General features: G+C 71.9%; 22 protein-coding genes. 16 read left to right on the top strand and 6 right to left on the bottom strand.

Translation table 11 applies throughout. From position 1 onward, the window contains the following. Window positions 1-67: 67 nt before the first annotated feature. Window positions 68-715, bottom strand: a complete 648-nt coding sequence (gene phoU / locus AB0C12_RS08705; protein ID WP_360545673.1) for a phosphate signaling complex protein PhoU — start codon at window positions 713-715, stop codon at window positions 68-70. Between the two features lie 216 nt (window positions 716-931). On the opposite strand from phoU, the gene AB0C12_RS08700 reads away from it, so the two are divergent. From AB0C12_RS08700 to AB0C12_RS08690, 3 genes are all read left to right on the top strand, one after another. Continuing rightward, a complete protein-coding gene (locus AB0C12_RS08700; RefSeq protein WP_360547076.1) occupies window positions 932-2,233 on the top strand; it encodes an ATP-binding protein in 1,302 nt (433 codons plus the stop codon). Between the two features lie 30 nt (window positions 2,234-2,263). Then, window positions 2,264-2,947 (top strand): response regulator transcription factor, encoded by a 684-nt coding sequence (locus tag AB0C12_RS08695; RefSeq protein WP_212986497.1) that lies wholly within the window; start codon window positions 2,264-2,266, stop codon window positions 2,945-2,947. Between the two features lie 104 nt (window positions 2,948-3,051). Further along, window positions 3,052-3,462: a hypothetical protein gene (locus AB0C12_RS08690; protein WP_360545670.1), complete on the top strand. Its 411-nt coding sequence runs from the start codon at window positions 3,052-3,054 to the stop codon at window positions 3,460-3,462. 32 nt (window positions 3,463-3,494) lie between these two features. On the opposite strand, the gene AB0C12_RS08685 is transcribed toward AB0C12_RS08690, so the two are convergent. Both AB0C12_RS08685 and AB0C12_RS08680 read right to left on the bottom strand, forming a co-directional pair. Beyond that, on the bottom strand, window positions 3,495-4,922 hold the full coding sequence (locus AB0C12_RS08685; RefSeq protein ID WP_360545668.1) for a cellulose binding domain-containing protein: 1,428 nt from the start codon (window positions 4,920-4,922) through the stop codon (window positions 3,495-3,497). Window positions 4,923-4,960: 38 nt separating this feature from the next. Next, a complete protein-coding gene (locus AB0C12_RS08680; RefSeq protein WP_360547075.1) occupies window positions 4,961-5,806 on the bottom strand; it encodes a hypothetical protein in 846 nt (281 codons plus the stop codon). Between the two features lie 141 nt (window positions 5,807-5,947). Between AB0C12_RS08680 and AB0C12_RS08675 the strand changes: the two genes are divergently transcribed. After that, a complete protein-coding gene (locus tag AB0C12_RS08675; protein ID WP_360545666.1) occupies window positions 5,948-6,769 on the top strand; it encodes a sugar phosphate isomerase/epimerase in 822 nt (273 codons plus the stop codon). Here AB0C12_RS08675 and AB0C12_RS08670 read toward each other — a convergent pair. Then, on the bottom strand, window positions 6,756-7,292 hold the full coding sequence (locus AB0C12_RS08670; protein WP_360545664.1) for a CGNR zinc finger domain-containing protein: 537 nt from the start codon (window positions 7,290-7,292) through the stop codon (window positions 6,756-6,758). The genes AB0C12_RS08675 and AB0C12_RS08670 overlap by 14 nt on opposite strands. Window positions 7,293-7,371: 79 nt before the next feature. Here AB0C12_RS08670 and AB0C12_RS08665 point away from each other — a divergent pair, with 79 nt between their 5' ends. The 5 genes from AB0C12_RS08665 (at window position 7,372) to AB0C12_RS08645 (ending at window position 11,154) form a co-directional block, all read left to right on the top strand. Further along, window positions 7,372-8,292, top strand: coding sequence for a proline dehydrogenase family protein (locus AB0C12_RS08665; protein ID WP_360545662.1), 921 nt, complete (start codon window positions 7,372-7,374; stop codon window positions 8,290-8,292). Between the two features lie 187 nt (window positions 8,293-8,479). Continuing rightward, entirely contained in the window at window positions 8,480-8,692 is a 213-nt protein-coding gene (locus AB0C12_RS08660; RefSeq protein ID WP_125803603.1) for a helix-turn-helix domain-containing protein, read from the top strand. Between the two features lie 177 nt (window positions 8,693-8,869). Next, on the top strand, window positions 8,870-8,971 hold the full coding sequence (locus AB0C12_RS08655; RefSeq protein ID WP_007465623.1) for an AURKAIP1/COX24 domain-containing protein: 102 nt from the start codon (window positions 8,870-8,872) through the stop codon (window positions 8,969-8,971). A gap of 69 nt (window positions 8,972-9,040) precedes the next feature. Beyond that, complete coding sequence (locus AB0C12_RS08650) at window positions 9,041-10,129, top strand: NAD-dependent epimerase/dehydratase family protein (RefSeq protein WP_360545660.1); 1,089 nt, start codon at window positions 9,041-9,043, stop codon at window positions 10,127-10,129. Beyond that, entirely contained in the window at window positions 10,126-11,154 is a 1,029-nt protein-coding gene (locus tag AB0C12_RS08645; RefSeq protein ID WP_360545658.1) for a lysophospholipid acyltransferase family protein, read from the top strand. The genes AB0C12_RS08650 and AB0C12_RS08645 overlap by 4 nt, the downstream gene beginning before the upstream one ends. 69 nt (window positions 11,155-11,223) lie before the next feature. Here the strand turns inward: AB0C12_RS08645 and AB0C12_RS08640 are convergent, their stop codons facing one another. Next, window positions 11,224-12,378 carry a DUF5667 domain-containing protein gene (locus tag AB0C12_RS08640; RefSeq protein WP_360545656.1) on the bottom strand — a complete coding sequence of 385 codons (1,155 nt, stop codon included), beginning with the start codon at window positions 12,376-12,378 and terminating at the stop codon, window positions 11,224-11,226. A 181-nt stretch (window positions 12,379-12,559) separates the two neighbouring features. After that, on the bottom strand, window positions 12,560-13,414 hold the full coding sequence (locus tag AB0C12_RS08635) for an ECF subfamily RNA polymerase sigma factor, BldN family (RefSeq protein ID WP_246594822.1): 855 nt from the start codon (window positions 13,412-13,414) through the stop codon (window positions 12,560-12,562). 402 nt (window positions 13,415-13,816) lie between these two features. On the opposite strand from AB0C12_RS08635, the gene AB0C12_RS08630 reads away from it, so the two are divergent. From AB0C12_RS08630 to AB0C12_RS08600, 7 genes are all read left to right on the top strand, one after another. Next, window positions 13,817-15,328, top strand: coding sequence for an AMP-binding protein (locus AB0C12_RS08630; RefSeq protein ID WP_360545654.1), 1,512 nt, complete (start codon window positions 13,817-13,819; stop codon window positions 15,326-15,328). Next, the gene (locus AB0C12_RS08625) at window positions 15,325-15,573 is read left to right on the top strand and encodes a glutaredoxin family protein (RefSeq protein ID WP_360545652.1); all 249 of its coding nucleotides are present in this window, start codon (window positions 15,325-15,327) and stop codon (window positions 15,571-15,573) included. Before AB0C12_RS08630 ends, AB0C12_RS08625 begins: the two co-directional genes overlap by 4 nt. A gap of 9 nt (window positions 15,574-15,582) precedes the next feature. Next, window positions 15,583-16,224: an HAD hydrolase-like protein gene (locus AB0C12_RS08620; RefSeq protein WP_360545650.1), complete on the top strand. Its 642-nt coding sequence runs from the start codon at window positions 15,583-15,585 to the stop codon at window positions 16,222-16,224. A gap of 257 nt (window positions 16,225-16,481) precedes the next feature. Further along, complete coding sequence (locus tag AB0C12_RS08615; RefSeq protein ID WP_212986484.1) at window positions 16,482-17,222, top strand: redox-sensing transcriptional repressor Rex; 741 nt, start codon at window positions 16,482-16,484, stop codon at window positions 17,220-17,222. Next, the gene (locus AB0C12_RS08610; RefSeq protein WP_360545648.1) at window positions 17,219-18,514 is read left to right on the top strand and encodes a glutamyl-tRNA reductase; all 1,296 of its coding nucleotides are present in this window, start codon (window positions 17,219-17,221) and stop codon (window positions 18,512-18,514) included. Before AB0C12_RS08615 ends, AB0C12_RS08610 begins: the two co-directional genes overlap by 4 nt. Further along, complete coding sequence (hemC, locus tag AB0C12_RS08605) at window positions 18,511-19,440, top strand: hydroxymethylbilane synthase (protein WP_360545646.1); 930 nt, start codon at window positions 18,511-18,513, stop codon at window positions 19,438-19,440. The genes AB0C12_RS08610 and hemC overlap by 4 nt, the downstream gene beginning before the upstream one ends. Next, entirely contained in the window at window positions 19,437-21,023 is a 1,587-nt protein-coding gene (locus AB0C12_RS08600) for a uroporphyrinogen-III synthase (RefSeq protein ID WP_212986481.1), read from the top strand. The genes hemC and AB0C12_RS08600 overlap by 4 nt, the downstream gene beginning before the upstream one ends. Window positions 21,024-21,073 lie beyond the last annotated feature (50 nt).

Here is a 21,073-nt window from a genome sequence, read left to right as displayed (position 1 = left end):
TCCCGCCCGTTGACAGCAGAAAGGCCGGGCCGCCCCCGTGGCGTCCCGGCCTTCTCGTGTCTTCGGGTCAGTGCTGGACGGGCTTGCCGGTGATCAGGTAGATCATCTGCTCGCCCGCGTTCACCGCGTGGTCGGCGTACCGCTCGTAGAAGCGGCCCAGCAGCGCGCCGTCGATCGCGGTCTCCGCCCCGTACGGCCAGTCGTCGTGCAGCAGGATCTTGAACAGGTCGCGTTCGAGATCGTCCATCGCGTCGTCGTCCTTCTCCAGCTCGGCCGCCAGGTCGGCGTCGGGGCTGGCCAGGACTGTGGTGATCTTGTCAGCCATCCGGTCGGCGACCTCGGCCATCTGCCGGAAGACGGGCCGCAGCTCGGCCGGCACCGCCGGTGACGGGTGCCGGCGCAGGGCGGTCTTGGCCACGTGCTCGGCCAGGTCGCCCATCCGCTCCAGGTCGGCCGAGATGTGCAGGGCGGTGATGACCATCCGCAGGTCGGACGCGACCGGCGCCTGCCGGGCGATGGTGTCGGCCACCTTGGCCTCGACCTGGCGGTAGATGTCGTCGACCTCCGCGTCGCGTGCCACCACCGCGTCGGCGGCCTCCCGGTCGGCCTTGAGCAGGGCGGTGGTCGCCTTGCGCATCGCGGCGCGGACCGATTCCGCCATGGTCACCAGCAGGCGACTGACCTCGGTGAGGTCGGCCTGAAACTCCTCGCGCATGATTTCGTCCCGGGGTTCGGGGCTGCCGGCGAACCGGTGGCAGCCGGGTTGAGCTGGACTCGCGGGGCCCAGGCTAGGCGGGTGCGGCGGCCTGGACATGAACGGCGGTGAACGACGCCGGGCCTGGTGGTGAACATTGTTGGAAGCGCGCCGGTTTTGTCCGGTTAGCCGTACGGTCCAGGTAAACAATGACCCTACGATCGCAGCGTGGATCCGGTGTTCGGCACAGCCCTCGTTCTCGTCGCCCTCGCCCTCGGCGGGGTGGCCGGGTTCGTGCTGTCCCGGCGCGGCCGGACCGGGCCGCCGGTCACCGCGGCCCGCAGCAAGCCGGCCGCGGCCCGGTCGACCGAGGGGGGACGAAAGATCGACATCGACGAGGAGCGCCTCGGCAAGCACGGCATGAAGGGCCTCGGCCGCAAGAGCCTGGACTCGCTGCGCGTCGGCGTGGTGGTGCTCGACGCCGAGGACGAGCCGGTGCTGGTCAACCCGGCGGCGCGGGCCATGGGGCTGCTGCGTTCCGGTGGTGCTCCCGGGACGATCGCGGCCCATCCGATCCTGCGTACCCTCGCCGGTCAGGTCCGCCGCACCGGCGTGCGCCGCGAGGTCGAGCTCGACCTGCCGCGCGGCCGCGCCGGCGGGGCCCAGGCGCCGCTGGGGCTGCATCTGCGCGCGGTGGCCCTCAACTCCACGCACGTCGCGGTGGAGGCGGCGGACGTGACCGAGTCGCACCGGCTGGCCCGGGTCCGCCGGGACTTCGTCGCCAACGTCAGCCACGAGCTCAAGACCCCGATCGGTGCGCTGCAACTGCTCGCCGAGGCGCTGCTCGACGCGACCGAGCTGCCCGAGGCCGAGCTGGCGGACCGCTCCGAGGACCTGATCGCGGCCCGGCGGTTCGCCGAGCGCATCCATCACGAGTCCGCCCGGATGGGCCGGCTCGTCAACGAACTGCTCGAACTGACCCGGCTGCAGGGCGCCGAACCGCTGCCCGCCCCGGAGCCGGTCGCGCTGGACTGGGTGATCGCCGAGGTCGTCGACCGCACCCGCACCACGGCGTCGGCGAAGGGCATCGAGGTCGTCTACACCGGTCCCAAGGGCGCGACCGTGTACGGCAGCGACAGCCAGGTGGCCACCGCGGTCACCAACCTCGTCGAGAACGCGATCGCCTACTCGGGCGAGGACACCAAGGTCGCCCTGACCATGCGCCAGGACGACGACTGGATCGAGATCGACGTCACCGACGAGGGCATCGGCATCGCCCCGCACGACGTCGACCGGATCTTCGAACGCTTTTACCGGGCCGACCAGGCCCGTTCCCGCTCGACCGGCGGCACCGGCCTCGGCCTGGCCATCGTCAAGCACATCGCCACCAACCACGGCGGCCGTGTCGAGGTGTCGAGCACACTTGGTGGTGGCTCGACGTTCACCCTGCGCCTACCGGCGCGCCCCCCGGAAACCCCCCTGCCGTTACCGGCGGCGATTGAGATCGAGTCCGGCCCGGCCGGGCTCCCTTCGGCCTGACCAGGCCGCCCTTCAAGGAAGGAACCCCCATTGGCTCGCGTGCTCGTGGTCGAGGATGAGGAGTCGTTCTCCGACGCCCTGTCGTACATGCTGCGCAAGGAGGGCTTCGAGGTGTCGGTCGCGGCGACCGGGACCTCGGCCCTGACGCAGTTCGACCGGACCGGCGCCGACATCGTCCTGCTCGACCTCATGCTGCCTGAGATGTCCGGCACCGAGGTGTGCCGGCAGCTGCGGCAGCGTTCCGCCGTACCGATCATCATGGTGACGGCCCGGGACAGTGAGATCGACAAGGTCGTCGGGCTGGAGATCGGCGCCGACGACTACGTCACCAAGCCGTACTCGCCGCGCGAGCTCGTCGCCCGGATCCGCGCGGTCCTGCGCCGGCAGGGCGCGGAGGCGGCGGAGGTGACGACGCCGACGCTGGCGGCCGGCCCGGTCCGGATGGACGTGGAACGGCACGTGGTGACGGTGGACGGCTCCTCGGTGCAGTTGCCGCTGAAGGAGTTCGAGCTGCTGGAGCTGCTGCTGCGCAACGCGGGCCGGGTGCTGACCCGGGGCCAGCTGATCGACCGGGTCTGGGGCGCCGACTACGTGGGCGACACCAAGACCCTGGACGTGCACGTGAAACGGCTGCGCTCGAAGGTCGAGCCGGAGCCGTCCGCGCCCCGCTTCATCGTCACGGTCCGCGGTCTGGGCTACAAGTTCGAGCCGTAGGCCGCTGGCACGAACGTGCGATGTGGAGGCTGTGACCAGCCGATAACTTCGGGTCACCACGGCGAGCGAGCACGCCACGCCGGACCCGAACAGAGGTTGCCTCCATGAGCGCTTTCCGCCTTGCCCCGCGCCGTACCGTGGTGCTGCTGGCCGTGGCCGGCCTGGCCGCCGTGTCGATCACCGCTTGCGACGACCAGGGTGCCGCCTCGACGGCCGGTGCCGCGCCGACCGCCCGGGCGGCCTCCGACGCCGGCGGCAAGACCGCGGCCGCCGGGAAGACGGTCTCCGCGGCGGCCCTGTGTGGCTACCTGAAGGACAACGTCGGCGAGTGGAGAGCGGTCGGCAGTGAGGTCGGCGCGATGGCCCAGATGACCATCGGACTGTTCGACTTCTACGACCGCAACGGGGCGGTCCCGCAGGGCGCCGAGATCGACGAGAAGTCGAAGGCGGAGTGCCCGGACGTCCGCGACGAGGTGCTCAAGGCCGCGGGCATCGAGTCCTTCACCGCGCTCTGAGGTGGGCGCCGGCCTGGCGGGGCCGGCGCCGCTCAGGGGGTGACCGCGATGTTCGTCAGGCCGCTGGTCGCCCCGGTGACCGTGTTCGAGGCGTGGACCACGTTCAGGTTGCCCGCGCACTTGGCGGTCGACGTCACGTTGATCGCCCACTTGCCGACGCCGCCCAGGTCGCTGCGGTTGTCCCGCCACGTGTTGCCGCAACCGGAGCCCACGGTCGGGTTGTGCGTCTCGTAGCCGTTCGCGAAGACGCCGGGCGCGCTGAACGTGCCCGTGTTGCTCTCGATCAGGTAGTTGCTGCCCTTCACGTCCAGCCAGGAGTCCGCCGAGTTCTGGCCCGCGATGCCCTGCCCGTTCCAGGTGTTGCCGCGGATCACGCCGCCGACCGTGCCCTCCTTGACGTCCACGTGCTCGGCGGCCACGTCCGGGCCGACCCGGTTGTTCAGCACCTGGATCCGGTCCGAGGCGTCGATGCCGCCGGTGTTGCCGTAGCAGGACCAGTTCGAGTTGGCCGAGCCCAGGTAGATGCCCTCGCCGTACTGGGGCTGGGCGGTGCCGGTGCGTTCGATCCGGGAGTCGCGGATGACGCCGTCCGCCGACGAGCGCCGGAAGTGCACGCCCTCGTCGCCGATGTCGTGCACGAAGACGCCGTCGATCGTGACGTGCGGAGAGGCGTCGATCATGATGCCCTTGGCCGCGCCGGTCACCGTGAACCCGTTGAGCTTCCAGTGGGCAGCCCCGTACAGCCAGAAGCCGTAGCCGGGGTCGAAGCCCGCGGCCGGCACCGAGCAGCCGGGGTTGGTCCCCGATGATCCGGGGTTGGTCAGGATCGCCGTGGCCGGGCCGGTCAGGGTGATCGGCGCGGCGGCCGTGCCGATGGCCCGGCCCAGGAACGCGCCGCTGTAGGTGCCGGGGGCCAGCCGGATCGTCTGGCCCGGCCGGGCGGCCGCCAGGGCGGCACTGAGCTGGTCGGCGGTGCTGACATCCACGATCGGGCCGGTCGCCGGCGGTGTGGCGGGCGGGGTCGTGGCCGGCGGCGTCGGGGCGGTGGTCGGCGCGGTGCCGCCGGCGCAGGGTGCGCCGTTGATCGTGCACCCCAGGGGTACGCCCAGAGCCGCCACGTTGAAGCCGAAGCTGACCGTGGCACCGGGCGCGACCGTGCCGTTCCAGGACACGTTGCTGAACCGGTGGTGGTTGCCGGTGCTGGTCCGCACCGAGCTCCACGAACTCGTGACCGTGGTGCCGGCGGGCAGGTCGAACTCCACGGCCCAGCCGGTCGCGGTGGCATCGCCGGTGTTGGTGATCACGTAGTCGGCGCCGTAGCCGGAGTTCCAGCTCGACGTCCGGACGAGAGTGGCGGACAGGGCGGCACCGGCCGCGTGCGCATCCGGCGCGAGAGCGACGGCGGTGCCACCGGCCACCAGGGCGAGGGCGCTGACGAGCAGGGGAAGTCGGCGAGACATTCAGTTAGTTAAATTAACTGATGGACCCCCGTCAATGGTCAGCTCGCCTGCGGCGGGGTCGCCGGCTCACGTCCGCCGCGCTTCTTCGGTGCCCGGGCGGCCTCTGCCGCGACCGTCGCCGGGTGCGGCGCGACCAGCTTGGACTGCAGGCGGATGTCGCAGAGCCGGGCCAGCTCGTCGTACGCCTCCTGGCCGACCAGCGCGATCAGCTCGGGCGCGTACGACTTGAACATCGGCTCGGTGCCGACGTGCGCGTCCGGTGAGGACGTGCACCACCAGTCCAGGTCGTGCCCGCCGGGACCCCAGCCGCGCCGGTCGAACTCGGTCAGCGTGGACAGCAGGTACTTCGTGCCGTCGGGCCGCTTCGTCCAGTCCTGCTCGCGGCGCACCGGTAACTGCCAGCAGACGTCCGGCTTGTAGGTCAGCGGGTGCACGCCGTCGCGCAGCGCCTGGGCGTGCAGCGCGCAGCCGCCACCCCCGGCGAAGTCGGCGTCGTTGAGGAACACGCACGGCCCGTCCTTGGACTGGGTCGCCGTCCGGCGTGCGGGCTTCTCGCCGTCGATGGTGTCCATCGCGGTGTAGTTCTTGAAACCGCGCCGGTAGTGCTGCCAGGTCTCGGGCGTCAGCTTGGCCGCGGCGTTCTTGGTGCGGGCCTCGTCGTCGGCGTCGGTGAAGAACGCCCCGTGCGAGCAGCAGCCGTCCTGGGCCCGGCCGGCCACGATGCCGTGGCAGGCGGAACCGAAGACACAGGTCCAGCGGGACAGCAGCCAGGTCAGGTCGGCCCGGACCACGTGCTGGTCGTCGGCGGGGTCGGTGAACTCGAGCCATTCCCGGGGGAAGTCGAGCGGAACTTCGCGGGCACGGGCGGCGGCCGCCTCGTCCATCACGATGCGTATCTGGGTGCGGCGACTCACCTGCGACAGCGTACGCGTGCGGGTGGTAAACCCCCGGGCGGCGGAGCGTTTCGCCCGCTTATATCCCGACTGGGATCTGGCGGGTGTGCCGGACGGGTCTACGCTTGACGGGTGACTTCCCGTGTCCCCGTACTCCTGTCCAGCTCGTCGGTCTTCCCCGAGCCGACCGCTGCCGCGTTCGAGATGGCGGCGACGGTGGGCTACGACGGTGTCGAGGTCATGGTGTGGACGGACGCCGTCAGCCAGGACGCCGGCGCCCTGCAGGGCCTCGCCGATCACTACGAGGTTCCGGTGCTGTCGGTGCACGCGCCGTGCCTGCTGGTGACCCAGCGGGTGTGGAGCCCGGACCCGTGGGAACGGCTCGACCGGGCCGCCCAGCTCGCCGAGACCCTGGGCGCGCCGACCGTGGTCGTGCACCCGCCGTTCACCTGGCAGCGTGACTACGCCCGCAACTTCGCCGGTGGCCTGGCCAAGCTCCAGGTGCGCCACCCGGACATCACCTTCGCGATCGAGAACATGTACCCCGTCCGGATGGCCGGGCGCACCTTCGTGCCGTACGTGCCGGGCTGGGATCCCACCGAGGCGGGCTACGACGCGTACACGCTGGACCTGTCGCACGCCGCCGCCTCGCGGACGGACTCGATGGAGCTGGCCGACCGGATGGGCCGGGGCCTCAAGCACGTGCACCTGGGCGACGGCACCGGCGAGGGCCGCGACGAGCACCTGGTGCCCGGGCGGGGCAATCAGCCGTGCGCCGAGCTGCTGCAGTCGCTGGCCGGGCGGGGCTTCAAGGGCTCGGTGGCCCTCGAGGTCTCCACCCGTAAGGTGACCAGCCGCGCGGTCCGCGAGGCCGACCTGCGCGAGTCGCTCGCCTTCGCCCGGCACCACCTGGCGCCCGCCGCGACGGCGACCCCGGCCGCTACGCGGGGGTGAGGGTCGCGGCGCGCTTGCGGGCCCGGTGCGCGGCCACGTGCGAGCGGGTCGCGCAGCGCTCCGAGCAGAAGCGCCGGCAGTTGTTGGACGACGTGTCGAGATAGACGTTGCCGCAGCGCTCGTCGGCGCAGATGCCGAAGCGGGCACTGCCGTACTCACAGAGCCAGACCGACAGGCCCCAGACCGCACCGGCCAGGTATTCCGCGCTGACCGAGGCACCCCGGCTGGTGACGTGCATGTGCCAGTCGGACGCGTCGTGCCCGGAGATGCGCGGCTGCACCGGGTACGCCTCCAGCAGCGCGTTCAGCTCGGTGACGGCGTCGGCGTCGCGCCCGGTGGTGCCGTACTCGAAGACGTCGCGCAGCCGGCGCTGGGCCCGGCGGAAGACCCCGAGGTCCTTCTCGCCCACCTCGTCCCGCATCCAGGCCTGCTCCTCGCTGAACAGTGCCCGGAGACCATCGAGGTCGGCGAGCCCGGCATTCACCAGCTCGACGGCCGTACGCGCGTACGCATCGAAGTTCACCCGACAACCGTAGCCGCATCGCGAAGGACAAAGACAGCTCTACCGCGAGGGTTGCGAGGACGGGCGATACGCTCGGCGCATGCTCCGTTCCGTCTTTCTCGCCGCCGCCGGGTCGTCCCGGATGGAGCGGCTGATCTCCTCCGCCCCGGTCAGCAAGGGCGTCGTCCGCCGGTTCGTGGCCGGTGCCGGTGTCGACGATGCTCTGCGCGCGAGCCGGGAGCTCGCCGACGACGGCCTCGCGATCAGCCTGGACTACCTGGGTGAGGACACGCTGACGGCCGAGCAGGCGACCGCCACCCGCGACCAGTACCTGACCCTGCTGGGCCGGCTCAGCGGCGCCGGCCTGACCCCGGCGGCCGAGGTCAGCGTCAAGCTGTCCGCGCTGGGGCAGAAGGTCGACGACCGGATGGCGTTCGGCTACGCGCAGGAGATCTGTGCCGCGGCGGCCGCGGCGGGCACCACGGTCACGCTGGACGCCGAGGACCACACCACCACCGATTCCACCCTGGAAATCCTCGCTGAGCTGCGCAAGGACCACCCGGGCACGGGGGCGGTCCTGCAGGCGTACCTGCGCCGGACCGAGGGTGACTGCCGGGAGCTGGCCACCACCGGCTCGCGGGTGCGGCTGTGCAAGGGCGCGTACGCGGAGCCCGAGTCGGTCGCCTACCAGTCCGCGCTCGACGTGGACAAGGCGTACGTGCGCTGCCTCAACATCCTGATGTCGGGCGACGGCTATCCGATGATCGCCACCCACGACCCACGGCTGATCGCCATCGCCGAGGACCGGGCCCGCTGGTTCGACCGCTCGGCCGACGAGTTCGAGTTCCAGATGCTCTACGGCGTACGCCCGGAGGAGCAGGCCCGGCTGGCCGCCGCCGGCCACACCATGCGCGTCTACGTGCCCTACGGCGACCAGTGGTACGGCTACCTGATGCGCCGCCTGGCCGAGCGCCCGGCCAACGTGGCGTTCTTCGGCAAGGCCCTGACCAGCAAGAAGTAAGTCACCTTTCGGGGGAGAACACGCCACAAGGGGCGTGTCGGCTTGACTTTTTGTGGTTATTTCACGGAACGCATCGCCTTGATCACAGGAGTCTCGATACCGTACTGATGACACGCGCGCCCGCCCGCCGCGGCGCACGGCCTGACGGCCGCGGCGGAGGCGCCTGCGAAAGGATCGGTGCGAGGAGATGACGGGTCCAGCCCAAGCCGAGGAGCGCCTCGCCGAGGTGCGCTTCCTGACCGTGGCCGAGGTGGCCGCCCTGATGCGGGTGTCCAAGATGACCGTCTACCGGCTCGTGCACGGCGGCGAGCTCAGTGCCGTACGGGTCGGTCGTTCGTTCCGGGTGCCGGAGCACGCCGTCCACACGTACCTGCGGGGAGCCTTCAGCCAAACGGCGTGACCATGGGGCCGTGTTGGTCCCGACCCGGCCGGGCCGCTACGCTGGAGCGGTCCGCCCCCGTGACACCTGTGCGCTTCCTGTTCGGCGCCGGTGCGGGGCGGGCCGCCGTCAAGCTCGGTCGGGTGTGCCTGCGGGTGCGCAGGGACCGGCCCCACATGGTTTCGAGAGGCATTTCGTATGGGCTCCGTGGTCAAGAAGCGTCGCAAGCGTATGGCGAAGAAGAAGCACCGTAAGCTGCTGCGCAAGACCCGCGTCCAGCGTCGCCGTCTCGGCAAGTGATGTCCGGCCGGGCGTGACGCCCGGCCCGGTCACTTGCCTTCCTCACCGCCGCATGCGAAAGGCGCGCCCGTGGTGACGTCTTCTCCCGCGGCCCCGCCGAGGGTCGTCGTGGTCACCGGGGTCAGCCGATTCCTCGGTGCCCGGGTCGCCGCCCGGCTCGCCGCGGATCCCCGTGTCGAACGTGTCATCGGCCTGGATCCGCTCGATCCGCCGCCCGCCCTCGCGGGCCTGCTGGCGGACGTCGAGCTGATCCAGGCTGACGCGCGCGCCGCGAGCGGTGCCATCGCCGAGCTCGGTGCCGAGGCGGTCGTGCACCTGGCGGTCACCAGCGCGCCCGATCCGCACAGCGGTGGCCGCGCGGCGATGAAAGAGCAGAACGTCATCGGCACGATGCAGCTGCTCGCCGCCGCCCAGGGGGCCGACCGGCTGCGCAAGCTGGTGGTGCGCTCCTCCACGGCCGCGTACGGCGCCTCGTTCCGCGACCCGGCCGTCTTCACCGAGGACACCGAGCCCCGGGCCGTCCCGCGGGGTTCCTTCGCGCGCGACATCCTCGACATCGAGGGCTACGTGCGTGGGTTCCGCCGCCGCCGGCCCGAGGTCGCCGCCACCGTGCTGCGGTTCGCGCCGTTCCTCAGCTCCACCGCCGAGACCTCCCTTACCCGCTACTTCGCGCAGCCGGTGATCCCGACCGTGCTGGGCCGCGACGCCCGGTTGCAGTTCGTGCACGTCGACGACGCGCTGGAGATCCTGCACCGTTCGGTGGTCGAGGACCACCCCGGCACGTTCAACGTGGCCGGCGCGGGCGTGCTGGCGCTGTCCCAGGCCGTACGCCGGGCCGGCCGGATCTCCCTGCCGCTGCCCGAGGGCACGCTGTCCTCGGTCGCCGCGCTGGCCCGCAACGTCGGCGTCGGTCAGATCGGCCTGGACCAGATCGACCTGTTCGTGCACGGCCGGGTGGTCGACACCAGCCGGCTGGTCAAGGAGTTCGGCTTCAGCCCGCGTACGACCGCGGCCGCCTTCGACGACTTCATCCACGGTCACCGCACCGGCCAGGCGCTGAGCGCCGACCGGCTGGCCGCTGCCGAGCGCGCGATCCTCGACGGCATCCGCCGGGTCCGGGCCGCCGCGACGCAGGACCAGGAGCACGCATCCTCATGACGCAGGACGAGTATCACGCCGCGCTGCCCGGGCACGCGGACTTCGAGCTGCCCGTGGCCCGGGCGCCGAAGCCCTTGAACGGCAACCGGCCGGGCCGCCGCCGGGCCCTGCCCGCCGCCGACGGCCACGCGCCGGCCCAGATCGAGGCGAGCGCCCCCGAGCCGGAGCCGCCGCCGGGCCCGATCGACGTCTGGGACCAGCGGGTGGCCAACGGGCTCGCCTTCCTGCGGCGGCGGCTGGCCGGGGCGTACGAGGTCGACGACTTCGGCTTCGACCCCGAGCTCAACGACGCGGTCTTCCAGCCGATGCTCAAGGTGCTCTACCGCGACTGGTTCCGCACCGAGGTGTTCGGCATCGAGAACGTGCCGGACACCGGCGGCGGTCTCGTGGTCGGCAACCACTCGGGCACGCTCGCCCTGGATGCGCTGATGCTGACCGTCGCCCTGCGCGACCAGCACCCGAGCGACCGACACCTGCGGCTGCTCGGCGCCGACCTGGTGTTCCGGCTGCCGGTGCTGTCCGAGCTGGCCCGCAAGGCCGGGGCCACGGTGGCCTGCAACCCGGACGCCGAGCGCCTGATGAGCGAGGGCGAGCTGGTCGGGGTGTTCCCCGAGGGTTTCAAGGGCATCGGTAAGCGCTTCTCGGAGCGTTACAAGCTCCAGCGTTTCGGACGGGGCGGCTTCGTCTCGGCGGCGCTGCGCACCGGCACCCCGATCGTGCCGGTGGCGATCGTCGGCGCCGAGGAGATCTATCCGATCCTGGCCGACCTCAAGCCGCTGGCCCGGCTGCTCGGCATGCCGTACTTCCCGGTCACGCCGACGTTCCCGTGGCTCGGGCCGCTGGGCCTGGTCCCGCTGCCCAGCAAGTGGCTGATCGAGTTCTGCCCGCCGATCCCGACCGCGCACCTGACCGAGTACGCCGACGATCCGATGGTCGTCTACAACCTGGCCGATGAGGTCCGCGAGACGATCCAGGCCACATTGCACACTCTTCTGGAGAAGCGCCCGGACCCGTTCGGCTTGTAGCATGTGCAGTGAGGGGCGGCCCCGACTTTCGCAGTCGGACACCGCCCCTCGCCACGTTCAGAACTTGACTCAGCTACCGAAGAGGTTCCCCAGCAGCCCGCCGAGCAGGCCCTTGTCCCCCTCGTCGGGGACGACACCGGTCGGATCCTCGGTGAGCAGCGGCTCCGGGGTCTCCGCCGGAGTGCTGGTCGCCGGCACCTCGGCGTCGGGCTCGACGGCCTCGCCGCCGCGGGTCGGGTCGGCCGTGGGCTCCCCGGTGTCCTTCGGCTTGGCCTTCTTGCCGGCGTCGCCCTTGTTGCCGCTGCCGGTCGTCGCTTCCCGCTGCCCCTGACCCGACGGTTGCTCGTCGGGCGAGGTGGTGGCGGCGCCGGTCGTGCAGTCGCGCAGCTTCGGACCGATCGCGTCGCCGCCGGACTGGGTCACCGTGTCGCAGGCGAGCCCGGCGCGCAGGTCCTTGGCCCGCTCGTGCACCGAGTCGAGCAGCTTGATCGAGGTCTGCGCCCGTTCCCGGTTGTCCGGGCTGAGCCGGTCCAGCCGCGGGTTGAGCACCCGCCGCTGGTTCTCGACGAAGGTGTCGACCGAGGTCAGCGGCGTCTTGTCCTTGCGGGCCACGGCGGCGGACGTGAGCAGCTTGACGCCCTGGCGGGTGTCGTTGTCCATGTCGCCGAGGACCTGCCGGAACCTCGGGTTGTCACCCTTCATCGCGGCCGCCTCGGCGAGCCGGTTGCGGGCGAAGGTCAACGACAGCTGACCCCGGGTGACGTCGGAGCCGGCCATGGCCAGCTGGGCCCGTTCGGTGGAGCGCTTGACGCCGTACAGGGCGTCGCCCGGTGCGGCGTTCTCGCTCGCTGCGGAGATGCCCGAGACGGCCATGGCACCGGCGGCGACGCCGATGACGATCGCACCGCGGGCACGGATCCGGCGGCCGGTCTTGCCGAGCATCTTGCGGACCGGCTCGGCCGGCTCCTGCTCGGTGGCTGTGGCGGTCGCCCCGATACCGTCCCGCTCGGCCGTGGCCACGAGCATCGCTCGCAGGCCGGTGCGGAACTCGGGATCCACGTGGACCCCGGACCGTGCCGCGGAGAGGCTGTGCCCGATGGCGACCAGCTCGGCGAGTTGCTCGTCGGCCTGCCCCCGGGTGTGATGGCGACGGCCGCCGTTGGTCTCGTCGAGCAGCTCCGCGAAGCGCTCGGCGCTCCGGCGATCGAAGATGTTCAAGTTCACCGCGGGCACCTCCCTTCGCTCGTGACTGATTCGCCGGTGAGATTGCCGGCGGTCGCGACGGAACCGGCGGGCCGACGGCCCACCACTGGTCGCATCCGGACAAACGCGCGACGGGCGGGCCCGGTTACGGGTGTCAGCTGGGCGGCGAGGCTCACAGAGATCGACATACGGTGAATTGCCGTCACCACTGGAACCCTTCGGGCAGCAACCGGGCCAGTGCCCGGACGGCCCGGTACTGCAGTGCCTTGATGGCACCTTCGTTCTTGCCCATGGTCTGTGCGGTCTCGGCCACCGAGAAGCCCTGCAGGAAGCGCAGCACGATGCACTCCTGCTGCTCGGGGTTGAGCTGCTTGACCGCGGTGAGCAGCGCCACGTTGGTGATGTGGTCGACGACGGCGGCCTCCGGGCTGCCCTCGGGACCCCGGTCCTCGCGGTCGGCGTCCAGCACGTCGCCGGTGGTCACCTCGAGCCGGTAGCGGCCGGACTTGAAGTGGTCGGCGACCAGGTTGCGGGCGATGGTGACCAGCCAGGCGCCCAGGTCACGGCCCTGCCAGGTGAAGCTGCCGATCCGCTTGAGCGCCCGCAGGAACGTGTCGGAGGTGAGGTCCTCGGCGAGCTGGCGGTTGCCGACCCGGAAGTAGACGAACCGGAAGACCGTGTCGACGTACCGGTCGTAGATCAGGCCGAAGGCGGCCGACTCGCCGGCCTGGGCCCGCTCGACCAGGGCCCACACCTCGGCGGCGGCGTCACCCGGGTCGGGACGCGCCGGATACTTCGGTGGTTCGGCCTCGCTCGGTGGCCCGGTGGTGCTCTGGGTCGGGACCACGACCGTCTCGTCGGTCGTTCCGGCCCGCCGGTCCGGGCCGGCCTGCTGCGGGGGCTGTGCGGGCCGGCCCGGTACGGCCACCCGCCCGCTGCCCGGCTTGGCGTTCCCCGTCGGCGGCAGGTGCCGGCTCGGGGACTCGTTGATGTGCGGCCGGTTCCGGGTCCGCTTGGGTCCGTCGCTGCGGATCGCGTGCGCGATCGTGCCGTCGATGCCCCGGCGGAGGGCGCTCAGGCCCTCCGAGAGCGCGAGACGCGCCGCGAACACATCACGGCTGTACGGATCGCCGGCGTACACATGACTCACTGCGCCTCCTTGACCCGGCGGGCCGTCGATGAGGGGTGTCCAGAACCGGATCCACGTACAAAAGGGGTGGGGCGGCCGCAAAGGGCAGGCCGACCTCACCCACGGATGTGGACTCCGTTACACAGACGGGAAGTATTGCGGAGCTTGACCACGGGCAGTCGCACACTGTGTGCGCTGTGCGAAATTACTCCGAAGTGGCGCAGACTGCACATCAAGAACATCTGTCACCATGTAGGACACCTCGAAAGGGGAGCCGGACCGGCCGTCCGGCCACCCGATCGAGGGTCTTCTGTGCCAGACTCGGGCGTCGTGGATAACAGCGCGCGCGACCCGGTCCGCACATCCGCGCGGCAGCGCCCCGACGCCCCCGCCCTGATCGCCGGCGACACCGTCGTCACGTGGGCTGAGCTGGACGAACGCGTCTCGCGCGGGGCTGCTCGGCTGGCCGCCGGCACCGCCGCGGGCGATCGGGTGGCCCTGGTGCTGGGCAACACCGTCGAGTTCGCCGTCGCCTACTTCGCGGTGCTGCGGGCCGGGCTGGTCGCGGTGCCGCTCAATCCCGGCTACACCGCCGACGAGCTGACCTTCGCGCTGACCGACAGTTCGGCCGCCCGGGTGGTTGCCGATGATGCGGTGCTGGGCCGGTTGCGGTTGTCCGAGGGGGTAGCCGTACCGGTGCGGGAGCTGGCATCCGGGGGAGCGGACGCGCCGCATCCCGCGCCCGCCGCCGACGACCTCGCGGTCCTGCTCTACACCTCCGGGACCAGCGGGCGGCCGAAGGGCGCCATGCTCACCCACCGTGCGCTCGCCGCCAATCACGATCAGCTCGCGCTCATCGAGCCCCCGGTGCTGAGCGCCACCGACGTGGTCCTGCTGGCCATCCCGTTCTTCCACGCCTACGGGCTGAACACCGGCCTCGGCGCGATCGCCCACTACGGCGCCTGCGGCGTGCTGGTGGACCGCTTCGAGCCGGCGGCGACCCTCTCCCTGATGGCGAAACACCAGGTCACAGCCGTGATCGGGGTGCCGTCCATGTATGCCGCGTGGGCCCGCGAGCCCGCCGCGCGCGAGGCCCTGGCGGCGGTGCGGACGGCCGTGTGCGGCGCGGCGCCGCTCGACCCGGCCGACGCGGCCGCCTTCACGGCCGCGACCGGCAAGACCGTGCTGGTCGGGTACGGCCTGACCGAAGCCGCCCCGGTGCTCACCACGACCGCGGTCAGTCACCGGGAGAAGACCGGCTCGATCGGCCGCCCGCTGCCCGGGGTGTCTCTGCTGCTGCGCACGGCCGACGGCGAGGTGCTGTGGCGCGACGGGCTCGTCGCGGACGTCCAGGAGGACGCCGAGCTGGACCTCGACCTGGAGGTCAGCGCGGGCACCGACCCGGGGGAGATCGTGGTGCGCGGCGCGAACCTCTTCTCCGGGTACTGGCCGGACGCTCACGACGGCCCGGACGCCGACGGCTGGTGGGGCACCGGCGACATCGCGTACGCCGACGCCGACGGCGACCTGGTGCTGGTCGACCGGATCGGCGAGCTGATCCTGGTCAACGGCTTCAACGTCTATCCGGCCGAGATCGAACGGGTGCTCGACGCGCACCCGGGCGTGGCCGAGGCGGCGGTGATCGCCATCCCCGACCAGCTGACCGGGCAGGCCCCGTACGCCTACGTCGTGCCCGCCCTCGACCCCCCGCCCACCCCCGCCGAGCTGCAGGTCTACTGCGCCGCCCAGCTGGCCCGGTTCAAGCTGCCGGCCGGCATCGAGCTGGTCACCGAGCTGCCGCACTCGGCCATCGGCAAGGTACGCAAGGGAGCACTGCGATGACCCGGATCACCCTCATCAGCCGGGACGGCTGCCATCTGTGCGAGGTGGCCGAGCAGACGCTGGACCGGATCGCCCCCGGGCAGTGGACCCGGGTCGAGATCGCCGACTCGGTGGAGCTGGAACGCGACTACGGCGACCGGGTGCCGGTGGTGCTGCTGGACGGCAAGGAGCACGGCTACTGGCGCGTCGAGGAAGATCGCCTGTTGCGGGATTTGGGTAGACCAGCGGGTGCCCCCCGCCTGTAATCTCGCGCGGTGGCTCGAACTCACCTTGTCTGGGACTGGAACGGCACCTTGCTCGACGACCTGTCGCTGGTCGTCTCCTCGACCAATCACACCTTCCAGGCGGTCGGCGGGCGCAGCGTCGACGCCGACGAGCACCGGCAGCGTTTCCGCCGCCCGGTCGCCGAGTTCTACGCCGAGATCCTCGGCCGGGCGGTCGACGCCGAGGAGTTCGAGGAGCTCGACCGGATCTTCCACCAGGCGTACCGGGTCGGGCTGACCACCACCTCGCTGGCCGCCGACGCCGAGGCCGCGATCAAGGCCTGGCCGGGCAGCCAGTCGCTGCTGAGCATGTGGTTCCACGACGAGCTGGTGCCCGCGGTGCAGACGTACGGCCTCGCCGGCATGTTCACCCGCATCGACGGGCGGCCCACCGAGGTCGACGGCGGGCTCAAGGCCGGCCACCTCGCGCGGCACCTGGCCGAGCTGGGCATCCCCGGCGGGCAGGTGGTGCTGATCGGCGACTCGCTGGACGACGCCGAGGCGGCCGAGTCCGTCGGCGCCGCGTGCGTGCTCTACACCGGCGGCTTCACCGAGCCGGCCCGGCTGCGGGCCAGCGGCCGTCCGGTGACGGACACCCTGGTCGATGCGGTGCGTCTCGCGCAGACGCTGTGATACTCGTCGTCGGAATGTCGACGTCATTGGCATACCAGGGTGGCGAGCGGTAATACTCGGCAGAGGGCCGGCGGATAACACGCCGACTCGATCTTTGTCCAGTTCCGCTATCAAGATCGCGATTTGTGCACGCCTTCACAAGCGCCTACTCTGTGACTCCGACGAGCCCCGCTATCACAGCCGGTCCCAGCAGGCGTCACCGGTCCAGGACCTGCAGCAGGGCTCACCGTAGGTTCGCCTCGTCGGCACGGAGTCAGATGAGTCAGCAGCGTCAAGGAAGCACGCCGGCCACCACCGGCGCAGTCCCGGCCTTCCCGGATCTTCCGGAGGCGACGATCGCGCGGCTACCCGAATACCTTCGCGCCCTGCACAACCTCGCCGAGACCGGTTCCGAAACGGTCTCCAGCGAAGGCCTCGCCGCGGCGGCGGGGGTCAATTCGGCCAAGCTGCGCAAGGACCTCTCGCACCTGGGGTCGTACGGCACCCGCGGCGTCGGCTACGACGTCGCCCTGCTCATCGACCAGATCGAGTACATCCTCGGTCTCGACCAGCGCCGCGCCGTGGCGCTCGTCGGCGTCGGTAACCTCGGCCACGCGCTGGCCGGTTACGACGGCTTCGCCAGCCGCGGGTTCCGCATAGTGGCCCTGTTCGACGCCGACGCCGAGCAGGTCGGCAAGCCGCTCAACGGCCTGACCGTGCGGCACATCGACGAGCTCGGCCAGGCCGTCGTCGAGGAGGGCATCACCATCGGCGTGATCGCCACCCCGGCGGGCGCCGCGCAGGCCGTCGCCGACGATCTGGTGGCTGCGGGGGTCACCAGCATCCTCAACTTCGCGCCCTGCGTGCTGTCGGTCCCGGCGGGCGTCGACGTGCGCAAGGTCGATCTCGCCATCGAACTGCAGATCCTCTCCTTCCACGAGCACCGCAAGGCGTCGCTGACGGCGATCCCCGGCGGGCGCTCACCGGAGGCGGGCAACCAGGAGGCGGTCGGGTCGTGAATCTGCTCAGTGTCGGCGCGTCCCACCGGACGGCCGGGATCGACACCCTGGAACGCCTGGTCATCGCCCGGTCCGACATCCCGGCCGTGCTGCAGAAGCTCGTCGCGCAGCCGTATGTCGGCGAGGCCGTGGTCCTGTCCACCTGCAACCGCGTCGAGATCTACGCGGCCGTCTCCGGCTTCCACGGCGGCCTCGGCGACGTCTGCAACGTGCTCGCCGAGCAGTCCGGCATCGGGGCCAAGGACCTCGCCGCCCACCTCTACGTGCACTACGACGAGGCGGCCGTGCGCCACTCGTTCCGGGTCTCGGCCGGCCTCGACTCGATGGTCGTGGGCGAGGCGCAGATCCTCGGCCAGCTCCGCGACGCGTACCACGCGGCCACCGAGACGGACACCGCCGGCCGGCTGCTGCACGAGCTGATGCAGCAGGCGCTGCGCGTCGGCAAGCGGGCGCACGCCGAGACCGGCATCGACCGGGCCGGGCAGAGTGTCGTCACCGCCGCCCTCGACGTGGCCGCCGCGACCTTCGGTGGCGACCTGACCGGGCGCACCGGCCTGGTGGTCGGGGCCGGTGCGATGGGCGCGCTCTCCGTGGCGACGCTGACCCGTTCCGGTGTCGGACCGCTCCAGATCACCAACCGCGGCGCGGCCCGGGCCGACCGGCTCGCCGAGGCGTACGGCGCCACCGCGGTCCCCTTCGACGCGCTCGAGCAGGCCATCGCCGCGGCCGACATCGTGGTCTGCGCCACCGCGTCCACCGAGCCGGTGCTGACCGCCGCCACCCTGGCCGGCCGGGAAAAGCCGCTGGTGGTGCTCGACCTGGCCGTGCCGCGCGACGTGGCCCCCGAGGTCGGCGCGCTGTCCGGCGTCACCGTGGTCGACATCGACAGCCTGGCCACGAGCCGGCGCACCCTGCCGGCCGCCGCCGAGACCGCCGCGGTCGAGCAGATCGTCGCCGCCGAGGTCGAGCACTTCCTCGCCTGGCTGCGCGGGGCCGAGGTGGCGCCGACCGTGGCCGCCCTGCGCACCCGCGCCGACGACGTGGTCAGCGCCGAGCTGCGCAAGCTCTCCGCGCGCCGGCCGGAATTCACCGAGGAGCAGCGGGCCGACGTTTCCCGTACCCTGCACCGGGTCGTCCAGCAGCTGCTGCACTCACCGACCGTACGGGTCCGTCAGCTCGCCGCCGAGCCCGGCGGCGACCAGTACGCGGCCCTGCTGAGGGAGCTGTTCGACCTCGACGTCCCGCACGCCACCAAGGCCGACGCCGTACCCGAGATCGGAGGACAAGCGTGAGCACACCGCTGCGCCTCGGCACCCGGGGTAGCGCCCTCGCGCTCGCCCAGTCCCAGCTCGTCGCCGACTCGCTGACCGCCGCGACCGGCCGCCCGGTCGAGCTGGTGCGCATCGTCACAGCCGGTGATCGTTCCGTCGCGCCGGTGGCGCAGCTCGGCGTGGGGGTCTTCGTCTCCGCGCTGCGCGACGCGCTCACGGCGAAGGAGATCGACTTCGCCGTCCACTCGTACAAGGACCTGCCCACGGGCCAGCACCCGGGTCTGCACATCGCGGCCATCCCGCAGCGTGAGGACCCGCGGGACGCGCTCATCGCCCGGGACAACAAGACCCTCGCGGAGCTGGCGCCGGGCGCCACGATCGGCACGGGCGCGGTGCGCCGAATCGCGCAACTGCATGCTTTGGGCCTACAGTTGCAGGTCACGCCGATCCGCGGCAATGTCGACAGCCGCATCGCGAGGGTGCTCGGCCCCGAGGCCGACCTCGACGCGGTTGTCCTGGCCCGGGCCGGCGTGGTGCGTCTCGGCCGGGCCGCCGAGATCACGGAGACGTTGGACCCGATGCTCATGCTGCCCGCCCCCGCCCAGGGGGCGCTGGCGATCGAGTGCCGATCCGACGACGCAGACCTGGTCGAGCTGCTGGCCGCACTCGATCATGCACCGTCCCGCGCCGCCGTCACGGCGGAACGGGCGATGCTCGCCACGCTCGAGGCCGGTTGCTCCGCACCGGTCGCGGCACACGCCGAGCTCGCCGAAGGCGAGCAAGGCGACGAGATCTACCTGCGCGGTGCGGTGATCAGCCCGGACGGGGCCCGAGCTGTCCGGCTGTCGCGCACCGGAACGCCCGCCGACGCGGCGGAGATCGGCAAGGCGCTCGCCGCCGATCTCCTCGACAACGGCGCCGACACCCTGATGGGGAGCACAGAATGACCACCCGCACCGCCCGCAAGTCCGCAGGGCGTATCGCTTTCGTCGGCGCCGGACCCGGCGATCCCGGCCTGCTGACCCGCCGGGCTCACGACACCCTCGCCGACGCCGACCAGGTCGTCTACGACCGTGGGGTGCCCGAGTCGCTGCTCGCGGCCATCCGGGCGGAAGCCAAGGGCGACACCCAGTTCAGCCCCGCCGAGGGCGCACCCGGCGACGTCGCCAAGGTGCTGCTCTCCGCGGCCAAGTCCGGCCTGTCGGCGGTGCACCTGGTCGCCGGTGACCCGTTCGGTCACGAGGCCGTCGTCAAGGAGGTCCAGGCCGTCGCCCGGACCGCCGTGCACTTCGAGGTCGTGCCCGGCCTGGGCCAGGCCGAGGGGGTGGCCACCTACGCGGGTGTGCCGCTGCCCGGCGTACGCACCGCGGCCGACATCGACGACGTCACCGCGCTCGACTTCGACGCGCTGGCCGCGGCCGCCGTCAAGGGCTCGTTCGCGGTCGCCGTGGACGCCGGCGACCTCGCCGCCGTCCGCGACGGTCTGCTGGCCGCGGGCGTCGAGCCGGGCACGCCGGTCGGCGTGACCGGCGACGGCACCGGCGAGACGCAGTACACGACCACCTCGTCGGTGGACAGCTTCGTCGCGGCGGCGCTCGGCTTCACCGGCCGGGTCGTGCTCACCGTCGGCGCGGAGGTCGCCCAGCGCGACAAGTTGAGCTGGTGGGAAAACCGCCCCCTGTACGGCTGGAAGGTCCTCGTCCCGCGCACCAAGGAGCAGGCCGGCGCGATGAGTGCCCGGCTGCGGGCGTACGGGGCCATCCCGTGCGAGGTGCCGACGATCGCCGTCGAGCCGCCGCGCACCCCCGCGCAGATGGAACGCGCGGTCAAGGGCCTGGTCGACGGCCGGTACGCCTGGGTGGTCTTCACCTCGGTGAACGCGGTCCGCGCGGTCTGGGAGAAGTTCGCCGAGCACGGCCTGGACGCCCGCCACTTCGGCGGTGTCAAGATCGCCTGCATCGGTGAGGCGACCGCCGACGCCGTCCGCGCGTTCGGCATCCAGCCGGAGCTCATCCCGGCCGGGGACCAGTCCAGCGAGGGCCTGCTGGCCGAGTTCTCGCCGCACGACGAGATCCTCGACCCGGTCGGCCGGGTGCTGCTGCCGCGGGCCGACATCGCCACCGAGACGCTGGCCGCGGGCCTGATCGAGCGCGGCTGGGAGGTCGACGACGTCACGGCGTACCGCACGGTCCGCGCGGCCCCGCCGCCGGCCGACATCCGCGACGCGATCAAGTCGGGCGGCTTCGACGCGGTGCTGTTCACCTCGTCCTCGACGGTCCGCAACCTGGTCGGCATCGCGGGCAAGCCGCACGCCCGCACGGTCGTCGCGGTGATCGGCCCGAAGACGGCCGAGACGGCCACGGAGTTCGGCCTGCGCGTCGACGTCCAGCCCCAGCACGCGTCGGTCCCCGACCTGGTCGAGGCCCTGGCGTCGTACGCGGTGGAGCTGCGCGAGAAGCTGGCGGCGATGCCGGCCAAGCAGCGCCGCGGCTCGAAGGTCCAGGGCCCGACGGCCCTGCGTTTCCGCTGATCTGACGCGGACCGGCCCGGTGACGGGCCGGTCCGCCGCACTGCCGCGCC

The organism is Actinoplanes sp. NPDC048967, from assembly GCF_040649415.1.
Classification (GTDB): domain Bacteria; phylum Actinomycetota; class Actinomycetes; order Mycobacteriales; family Micromonosporaceae; genus Actinoplanes.
Note: the sequence above shows the minus strand (reverse complement) of the source record. Positions and strands in the feature narration are given on the sequence as shown.